This window comes from Mesorhizobium sp. M7A.F.Ca.CA.002.05.1.1, from assembly GCF_003998335.1.
GTDB lineage: Bacteria > Pseudomonadota > Alphaproteobacteria > Rhizobiales > Rhizobiaceae > Mesorhizobium.
Map to the genome: position 1 here is coordinate 1 of NZ_RZQI01000287.1, position 6,558 is coordinate 6,558.

Sequence of the window (6,558 nt, forward strand, 5' to 3'; positions counted from 1 at the left end):
CGCCAATTCGCTCGCTGCGGCACGCCAGGCGGCCGCCCTGCCCGGCGCCATGCTGCTCGCCGGCGGCACCACGCTGATCGACCTCGCCAAATGCGGCGTCGCCGAGCCCGAGACGCTGGTCGACATCACCCATCTCAAGGGGTTGGACAGGATCGAGATGAATGAACGCGGCGCCACCATCGGCGCGCTGGCCAGGATGAGCCGTGTCGCCGACCATGCCGACATCAAGATCCACTTCCCAGCCGTCTCCGAAGCCCTGTGGCAGGCGGCTTCCGCGCAGATCCGCAACATGGCGACCATCCGCGGCAATCTGATGCAGCGCACCCGCTGCCCCTATTTCCGCGATCCGGCGAATTTCCCCGCCTGCAACAAGCGTGAGCCCGGCTCTGGCTGTTCGGCGATCGGCGGCGTTACCCGTGGCCATGCGGTGCTCGGCACCAGCGACGCCTGCATCGCCATGTATCCGGGCGACCTCGCCGTGGCGCTGGTCGCCTTCGATGCGATCGTGCATCTGGGCGAGCGCCAGATCCCGGTCGACGACTTTTTCCTGCTGCCCGGCAACACGCCGGAAAAAGAACATGCGATCGAACCGGGCGAGATGATCACCGCCATCGAGATCCCCGGCTCGGCCGCTACCCGGCGTTCGACCTACCTGAAGATCCGCGACCGGCAGTCCTACGAGTTCGCCGCGGCCAGTGCGGCGGTCGGCATCGAATTCGAGGCTGACGGCCGAACGATCCGCGATTTGCACGTGGCGCTCGGCGGCGTCGCGACCAAGCCGTGGCGTGCGCGGGCCGTGGAAGACGCGCTGAAGGGCAAGGTATTGGAGCCGGACGCGGTCCGCGCCGCCAGCCTGCTCGCCGTCGAAGGTGCCGTCGACCATGGCGCCAACCACTACAAGGTCGAACTGGCGCCGCGCGTCGTCGCCCGCGCCATCCTCAAATTGGGAGAGACGGCATGACCGTTCACAACATCAGGCATGGTGATGCGTCCGACGGCGCTTTTGCCGAAGCCGTCGGCGGCCGGCTGTCGCGCGTCGACGGCCCGGCCAAGATCAGTGGTGCGGCGAAATACGCCGTCGAGCAGCAGCTCGAAGGCCTCGCCTACGCCGTGCTGGTCGAGAGCACGATTGCATCCGGCAAGGTGCGCGCGATCGACACCAAGGCGGCCGAGGCGGCGCCCGGCGTACTGCAGGTGCTGACGCCGGACACCATCATCAGCCTGAAAACCGCGGCGGACTGGTTCGGCACGCCGCCGCCCGACAAACCCTATTGCCCGCTCGCGCGCGACATCACCTTTTCGGGCCAGCATGTCGCCGCTGTCGTCGCCGAGACCTTCGAACAGGCGGTCGCGGCGGCGGCCCTGGTCAAGGTCAGCTATGACGAGACGCCTTCCATCGTCGACCTCAGCGACGGCAAGGCCGGCGACGGCATCCCGATCGACGCCATGACCAAGGAATGGGGCGATGCGCAAGGTGCGTTCGCCTCGGCACCGGTCCGCATCTGCGCCGCCTACAACACGCCGCGCGAATACCAGGCGCCGATGGAGCCGCATGGCCTGATCGCCCGCTGGGAGGGCGACAAGCTCACCGTGTGGGAGCCGAGCCAATGGCTGGACGGGATGGCCCGCACCTATGCCGAATGGTTCGACGTGCCGTTCGAGAATGTGCGGCTGGTCTCGCCCTATATTGGCGGCGGCTTCGGCTCCAAGGCGCTGGCGCTGAGCCATGGCGCGGTGGCCGCATGTGCCGCCAAAATGCTCGGCCGGCCGGTGCGCCTGGTGATGACGCGGCCGCAGACCTTTACCGGCTATGGTGGCCGCGCCGCGACGCGCCAGACGGTGACGATCGGCGCCGATGCGCAAGGAAACATCCAATCGATCGTGCATCGCGGCGTCAATGAGACATCCATCGACGGCATGTGGGTCGAGCCGCTGGGATCGGTTACCTCGATCATGTATGCGACGCCGAATTTCTCCTCGAAGCAGAATGTCGTGCGGGTCAATTCGGTGGTGCCTGGCGCTATGCGCGCGCCGGGCGAAAACCCCTCGGCCTTCGGCATCGAAAGCGCCATCGACGAGCTCGCTTACGAGGTCGGCATCGACCCGCTGGAAATCCGGCTCCGGAACTATGCCGAGCAGGATCCGCATGCCAAAAAGGCTTGGTCTACCCGGCAGTTACGCGAGGCTTTTGCCGCAGGTGCGGAGCGCTTCGGCTGGGCCAGGCGCTCGCCCGAACCGCGCTCGATGCGCGACGGCAACCAGCTGATCGGCTGGGGCGTCGCGGCTGGCACCTATCCGGTTCGGCGCGCCTATGGCGAGGCGATCGTGCGTATCCTGGCCGACGGCTCGGTCGAGGTCGAAAGCTCGTCGATCGACATGGGTCAAGGAACCTACACAATCCTGGCGCAGACCGCCGCTGAAACGGTCGGCGTGCGAGCTGACGACGTGGTGGTGAAACTCGGCGACTCCCGCTTTCCGCGCGCCGGCGTCACCGGCGGCTCGCGCCTGGCCGGCGTCATGACCGGCGCCGTATACAAGGCCGCGAGCTCAGCGCTCGACCAGTTGGTGGGCCTTGCCATCAGCGATCCGCGGTCGCCTTTCCACGCGCTGCAGGCCAACACGCTGGTCGTCGCCAATGGCCGCATCGCTTCGCCGCGCGGCGACGGCCCCGATGTCTCGATCGCCGAACTGCTCAAAAGCGTCGGCCGCGACCACATCGAAGCCACCGGCGACACCATGCCGGAAAACTCGACGCCAGAGGAGCGCTACAAGAACTACACCACCATCGCCATGGCGCTGCCTCACACCGAGGGCGACTATTCCCGCCACTCCTGGTGCGCGCATTTCATCGAGGTGCGCGTCGACGAGGACTTCGGCACGGTGCGTGTATCGCGTGTGGTGTCGGCGCTGGATTCGGGGCGGCTCTACAACCCGAAACTTGCCGAAAGCCAATGGAAGGGCGGCATCATCATGGGCATCGGCCAGGCGCTATTGGAAGAAGGCATCGTCGACCGCCGCCACGGCCGCATCGTCAATGACAACCTCGCCGACTATCTCGTGCCGACCAATGCCGACATCCCCGACATCGAGGTGATCTCGGTCGGCATCCCCGACCTGCATTCCTCGGTGCTCGGCGGCAAGGGCGTTGGCGAACTGGCCATTGTCGGCGTGGCGCCGGCGATTGCCAACGCGGTGTTCCATGCGACGGGAAAACGCGTGCGGGATTTGCCGATCACGCTGGAGAAGCTGATTTAAGGGCGGTGGCCGATCTCCCCCTTGAGGGTCCCCTTGTGGGGAGGCCAGGCCGCAGCTTCGGGCGGTGGTGCTCCCTCCACACTTTCACCTTCAGCACTCGCGCAACCATCAAGGGGTAAGACCATGAGCGACATCCATTTTGGCACCGGCAAAATGCCCCCTGAAAACATTACCCCCTCAGCATCGCCGACTGGCTGTGCCTTGCCGCGGCCATAGCCGAAACCGAGGCCCGCCACGCGATCCGAAAACCGCTGACCCGGACGACGAGCCGTGACTTCCTTATGCAGGTTTTCTGCTCCGTTGCTGCTCAAAGCCCAAATCGGCAAGACCGCGCTCCACGAAGCCCTCAAAGCCGAAAAATTAGCCACATCCACCGTCAAACCGAAATGGGTTCTTCTGGTGACTCCATGGCTAACCAGTTAACCCGACGCTACCCATCGCGGGTGCTATCATATTGATCTCGGTCAACGGACGGCGGGTACGCGATGCGCGGCCACAGGAGCGGCCGCGCATGACGGGATTATCCGCTTAAGCCGCGGTTTCGGCGCCGGCCTCGCTTTGCGCGGCATAGTGCGCAAATGTCGCCTTGAAGCGGCCGTTGACGTATTCGCCCGACGTGATCGGGGGGTACTTCGCAGGATGATCCTCATCAACGCAACTGGGAAGCACCTCGATCACGGCATCATAGTTTGGACCGAAGAAGAACGGGATCGAATAGCGTTCTTTGCCGGAACGGTTCACCGCGCGGTGGACGGTCGAGGCGAAAAGGTCATTGGTCCAACGCGCCATCTGATCTCCCACATTGACGACGAAGCAGCCGGGGACGGGATCGGCCGCAATCCACTCGCCTGTTGCATTCAGTACCTGCAAGGCTGAAATACCATCCTTCTGGGCCAGGATCGTGAAGCACTCATAGTCCGAATGCGCCCCAATGCCGATCTGTCGGTCATCGATCTCGCCAAACTGCGGTGGATAGTGGAGCACCCGCAAAGTTGCGAGCGGCTTGCCGACCAGCAGGTCGAAATATGTCTCCTCCAACCCCAGAGCCAGAGCAAAGGCATGGAGCAGGTGGCCACTCAGCGTCAGCATCTCGGCATGGTAGGCTTCCAGTGCCGTTCGGAACTCCGGCCTGCCCGCTGGCCACTGGTTGGGACCGTAGAGTACTTTGCCGGCCTTCACGTCCGGATCGTCGGCTGGCACATCCAACGCAATATCATAGGATTCGTGCAGGTCTCCGCGCGCGGTCGGATCCGTATTCTCTTCCAATATTGCCGCATAACCGCGATTATTCTTTGAATTGGAAACGTGATTCTCCATCTTCACGTCGTCGGATTCGGCGAAATACACCTCCGCCACCTCAAACGTGGCATCGATGACATCCTTCGGAACGTGATGGTTCTTGATATAGAGGAAGCCGACTTCCGTGCAGGCCTCGCGCAGTTCCTGGGCGAGCTTTCGCTTGGCCGCCTCGTCGCCTGTGAACATGGGCTCGAGATCAATGATCGGGATCTTGTCGAAGCTGACACGCTGCGGGTCGAGCCCTCCCCCTTTCATTGCACGCGCGCCGTTGCCGGTTTCAAGGACCTTCATTTTTCTGTTCCCTTTTCTTGCTGGCTTGCATCGAAAATTGTTTCGACGTAGTAGCGCGGCCCCGTGAAAACGAAGCCGGGCGAGAAGTAGCGGCCGCAGACATCCATGAACGCGGTCATCTTACGCGACGGAGCGTGCGGGCGCGATATGCGGATGCTGACCCGCTTTTCCGCGGACTCCCATGTGTCGAGCAACGGAATGAGGTGGCCGCGTTCACACTCGATCGTGGTGAAGAAGTGCGGTAGATAGGCAATGCCCTCGCCCGCAACGGCGAAGTACTTGATAGTCCAGTATTCGTTGGCGATCAGGTTGCTGCGCGGCAAGATACTTTCCTGCGCGGTACCTTTCTGTAGCCGCCAGTGCTGCAGGCCCGCCGAGGTGCGATAGACAATGCCCTGGTGTTCCGCCAAATCGGCGGGTTTTCGTGGCATCCCGGCACGCTCGACATAACTCTTGCTGGCAAAGAGTGCGAATTTTGCGGTGGAGAGCGTTTCGCCGCCTTCGATACCTTCGTCCCATGAAATCACGGCGTCGAGCATATCGAGGCTCTCCGGCGCGTAGAGAACGTGCGGCGAAAAGAAGGTGAGTTCGATTTCCACCTTGGGGTAGAGCTTTCTGAACGCCATGAGCATCTGCGTGTAGTAGGCCGTGCCGAACTCCCCCGTGGCGCCGATCCGCAAGGTTCCGGTCACGTCGTCGCTCAGTTCCGTCACGGCGGCCCGCGCCGTATCGCAGCTTTGCAGTATCTGCCGCGCGTGCCCGAGCAGGGTTTGCCCTGCCTCCGTGAGCAACAGGACACGGCCGGAGCGCTCGAACAGAGCGACCTTCAGATCGTCTTCAAGCTGCTTGAGCCGAAGACTGAGCGTGGATTTGGGCAGGCCGTACAACTTCGCCGCGGCGGACAATGACCGCAGTTCCGCGATTTTTACAAATGATGCCAGAGCATCGGTGTTCATTTGATCGTTCACATTTCTGTGCAAAATGCCCAAAAAATGAGCATGATTATTTTTGTTGCATGAACGAACGTAATCGGCTGTTATGCACTGCACAAGAGCCAATTCGCTTTTGCCAAATCAAAAAAGACGCTCCGGCGGCAATCGTCACCGTGCAGGGAAGCTGCATGGGCGCGGCATGCTTCCGGCTGAGAAAAACAAAGAAAACAAGGGGAACCACGAAATGAAAGAGCGCAACACGATGCCGTCCGGCTCAGTTCGCCTGTTCGCGGCGGCGGCCACGGTTTTCGCATCCTGTGCTGCGTCCGGCGCATATGCCTTTACTCTGGAAGGGTCGCCCAAGGTCGCGTTCATCTATGCAAGTTCAGCGCAAGACGGCGGATGGAACGAAGCCCTCGAGGCCGGCCGCAAGGCCGTGGAGGAACAGCTACAGGTGCCTGTCTCGGTGACGGAGAACATACCGGAAGAGACCACGAAGCTGCGCGCGGCGATCGATCTCTACGTCAAGCGCGGCTTCAACATCATAATCGGCACCACCTATGGCTACAGCGCCCCAATGGCCGAAGCGGCCAAAGCCTATCCGAATGTGGCGTTTCTCAGTGCTTCGGGCACGGAGAATGGGGCCAACATGGAAAGCTTCTATGCCCGCACTTACCAGGGTTGGTACCTTGCAGGCATCGCGGCAGGACAGGCGACGAAGACGAAGAAGATCGGCATCCTCGCCGGCTTTCCGGTCGGCGTGGTGAACTGGGATATCAAC

At 62.5% G+C, this 6,558-nt stretch carries 5 protein-coding genes; 3 read left to right on the top strand and 2 right to left on the bottom strand.

The window, feature by feature from the left end; all coding sequences use genetic code 11:
• A partial coding sequence (locus EN939_RS16230; protein WP_164751022.1) for an FAD binding domain-containing protein occupies nucleotides 1–961 on the top strand: 961 nt, incomplete at its 5' end.
• A complete protein-coding gene (locus EN939_RS16235; RefSeq protein ID WP_127268794.1) occupies nucleotides 958–3,255 on the top strand; it encodes a xanthine dehydrogenase family protein molybdopterin-binding subunit in 2,298 nt (765 codons plus the stop codon). The genes EN939_RS16230 and EN939_RS16235, both read left to right, overlap by 4 nt.
• Nucleotides 3,256–3,783: 528 nt before the next feature.
• On the opposite strand, the gene EN939_RS16240 is transcribed toward EN939_RS16235, so the two are convergent.
• Together EN939_RS16240 and EN939_RS16245 are read right to left on the bottom strand one after the other, a co-directional pair.
• A complete protein-coding gene (locus EN939_RS16240; protein ID WP_164748936.1) occupies nucleotides 3,784–4,845 on the bottom strand; it encodes an isopenicillin N synthase family dioxygenase in 1,062 nt (353 codons plus the stop codon).
• Complete coding sequence (locus tag EN939_RS16245) at nucleotides 4,842–5,801, bottom strand: LysR family transcriptional regulator (protein ID WP_127268795.1); 960 nt, start codon at nucleotides 5,799–5,801, stop codon at nucleotides 4,842–4,844. The genes EN939_RS16240 and EN939_RS16245 overlap by 4 nt, the downstream gene beginning before the upstream one ends.
• Nucleotides 5,802–5,976: 175 nt before the next feature.
• Between EN939_RS16245 and EN939_RS16250 the strand changes: the two genes are divergently transcribed.
• A partial coding sequence (locus EN939_RS16250; protein WP_206528296.1) for a BMP family ABC transporter substrate-binding protein occupies nucleotides 5,977–6,558 on the top strand: 582 nt, incomplete at its 3' end.

Bases quoted from the DNA above. Each gene is read 5' to 3' on its own strand.
- EN939_RS16235 (WP_127268794.1), top strand. From the start codon at position 958: ATGACCGTTCACAACATCAGGCATGGTGATGCGTCCGACGGCGCTTTT.
- EN939_RS16245 (WP_127268795.1), bottom strand. From the start codon at position 5,801: ATGAACACCGATGCTCTGGCATCATTTGTAAAAATCGCGGAACTGCGG.
- EN939_RS16240 (WP_164748936.1), bottom strand. From the start codon at position 4,845: ATGAAGGTCCTTGAAACCGGCAACGGCGCGCGTGCAATGAAAGGGGGA.